This window comes from Leucobacter sp. M11 (genome assembly GCF_035726885.1).
Taxonomy (GTDB): domain Bacteria; phylum Actinomycetota; class Actinomycetes; order Actinomycetales; family Microbacteriaceae; genus JAPFRB01.
Window position 1 is genome coordinate 171,047 of sequence record NZ_JAPFRB010000005.1, and the last position, 675, is coordinate 171,721.

Consider the following 675-nt stretch of genomic DNA (forward strand, 5'->3'; position numbering starts at 1 on the left):
CCTGCGCGACGAGGGTGTGGACACCGCCGTCACGGAGCTGGGCGTGCAGGACGGCTTCCCCGCGCACGCGAGCCGCGAGGAAATCCTGGCGGAGGCGGGGCTCACGGCCGACCGCGTCGCGAGCGACGTCGCCGAACAGGTGCGCGGCTCCCGCATCCCGATCGCCCGCCCGGAGGAGCCCCGGGAGGGCACCGAGTAGCGCGCCGAGCGCGCTTAGCGGGCCGCGTCCGGGCGATCGTCCCCGGAGGGCTGCTCGGTCGCAGCCTCCTCGGGCGAGACCTCGGCGGCGGGAAGGCGATCCACGACCCGGGGCGGGCCGTCCGGGTGCGGGGTGCCGCCCTCGTCCACCCAATCGTCGAGCTGTGCGCCGTAGTCGCGGGTGACGACGCGGTCCTTGCCGCGCCCAAACATCGACTTGACCGCGTCGGTAAGCTTCCCCATCTGGTCCTCCTCGGTGATGACCGGTGCGGCGGAGCCAAACGGACCGCCGAAACTCGGGGTCGCCTGCGACGCCCCCGTCCCTTAACCTTGCTGTGCCCGGGGACGAACGTCAACCCCCGCTCGGGTCCGCCGCGCGATCCGATCGGGAGCTTTGCGTGGACCCCGGGAACACGAATAGGATGCTCAAGGTAAATTCATTGCTTTCTCTGCCAGAAAGGCCAGTATGCTCTCTTC

Annotated in this window: 1 protein-coding gene and 1 pseudogene; one reads left to right on the top strand and one right to left on the bottom strand. The window is 70.8% G+C overall.

All coding sequences use genetic code 11. From position 1 onward, the window contains the following. Window positions 1–199, top strand: a pseudogene (locus tag OOT08_RS16145) (1-deoxy-D-xylulose-5-phosphate synthase); the annotation flags it as partial. 14 nt (window positions 200–213) lie between these two features. Here the strand turns inward: OOT08_RS16145 and OOT08_RS16150 are convergent. After that, window positions 214–441 (bottom strand): hypothetical protein, encoded by a 228-nt coding sequence (locus tag OOT08_RS16150; protein ID WP_325093847.1) that lies wholly within the window; start codon window positions 439–441, stop codon window positions 214–216. Window positions 442–675 lie beyond the last annotated feature (234 nt).